Here is a 1457-nt window from a genome sequence, read left to right as displayed (position 1 = left end):
ACCACCGCGAGCCCCGCGCCGCGCGCGAGCGCGTCGCGCACGAAGTCATGGCCGTCCTGGCGACCGCCCTTGATGGCGAAGAACGCCTCGCCGCGCGCGACGCTGCGGCTGTCGATCGAGACGCCGACCAGGTCCTCGGCCGGCGCGCCGACCAGCCGTCCACCTGTCGCGAGCGCAAGCTCGGAAGCCGACCAGAGCGGTTCGGCGAAACTGCTGGGCGCGCTCACGCGGCGTCCCCCCTGTTGGCGAGCGTCGCCCGCACGACCTCGTGATCTGAAAACGGGAGCGTCCGATCGCCCACGATCTGGCCCGTTTCGTGACCCTTGCCGGCGATCAGCACGACATCGCCCGGCCGCGCCTCGGAAATCGCGGTCTCGATCGCGAGGCGGCGATCGCCGATCTCCCGCGCGCCCGGCGCGGCTGCGAGAATCTGCGCGCGGATCCCGGCCGGGTCCTCGCTGCGCGGATTGTCGTCGGTGACGATGACGCTGTCGGCGTCCCAGGCGGCGATCTCGCCCATCAGCGGACGCTTGCCGGCGTCGCGGTCGCCTCCGGCGCCGAAGACGACGGTCAGCCGCCCGGACGCGAACGGCCGCAGCGCCGCGAGCGCGGACGCGAGCGCATCCGGCTTGTGGGCGTAATCGATGAAGATCGCCGCGCCGCGGGTCTCGCCCGCCAGCTCAAGACGGCCCGGCACGCCCTGCAGCGCTTCGAGCGCGTCGAACGCCTCCGCGGAAGCGACTCCGGTCGCGAGCGCGAGCCCCGCCGCGACCAGGGCGTTCTCGACCTGGAAGGCGCCGGCGAGCGGCAGCCGGATCTTTCGGCTGGCGCCGGAGTGGACGATCGTGAGGACCTGCGCGAGGCCCTCGCGCGCGACCGCCTCGAGCCTGATGGCGTCGCCCTTTCGCCCGACGGTGAGCAGCCGCGCGCCGCGTGCGCCCGCCGCTTCGATGAAGGCGGCCGACGCTGCGGAATCGGCCCAGACGACCGCCGCCCCGCCCTCCGGAAGCAGCTCCCGGAACAGCCGGAGCTTGGCCTCCCGGTAGTGCTCCACGGTCGGGTGGTAGTCCATGTGGTCACGCGAGAGATTGGTGAAGCCGACCGCGTTAAGGTTAACGCCGTCCAACCTTTTTTGATCGAGCCCGTGAGACGAGGCCTCCATCGCCAAGTGGCTGACGCCCTCCTCCGCGAGGGCGTCGAGCGTGCGGTGGAGCGACACCGGGTCGGGCGTCGTCAGCGAGCCGTAGCTCGCGCCTGACGGCTTGGTCACGCCGAGGGTGCCGAGGCTGGCGGCTTGCAGGCCCGCATGCGCCCAGATCTGCCGCAGGAACGTGACGGTCGAGCTCTTTCCGCTGGTTCCCGTGACGGCGGCGATCGTGGCCGGCTGGCGCGGAAAGAGCCGCGCCGCCGCTTTCGCGAGCGCCAGCCTGGCGTCGGCGGCGAGCACCACCGGGACC

Annotated in this window: 2 protein-coding genes; both read right to left on the bottom strand. The window is 72.6% G+C overall.

The annotated features are described in order from the left end of the window. The coding region (locus ACIKT0_RS18195) for a Mur ligase domain-containing protein (RefSeq protein ID WP_407106737.1) at nt 1-227 on the bottom strand (227 nt) is incomplete at its 3' end. Further along, on the bottom strand, nt 224-1457 hold a 1234-nt coding region (locus tag ACIKT0_RS18190; RefSeq protein ID WP_407106736.1), incomplete at its 5' end, for a UDP-N-acetylmuramoyl-L-alanyl-D-glutamate--2,6-diaminopimelate ligase. The genes ACIKT0_RS18195 and ACIKT0_RS18190, both read right to left, overlap by 4 nt.

Source organism: Hansschlegelia beijingensis (assembly GCF_045505405.1).
GTDB classification, from domain to species: Bacteria; Pseudomonadota; Alphaproteobacteria; order Rhizobiales; family Methylopilaceae; genus Methylopila; species Methylopila beijingensis_A.
The sequence above is the reverse complement of the archived record's forward strand: the minus strand, read 5'-3'. Positions and strand labels throughout refer to the sequence as shown.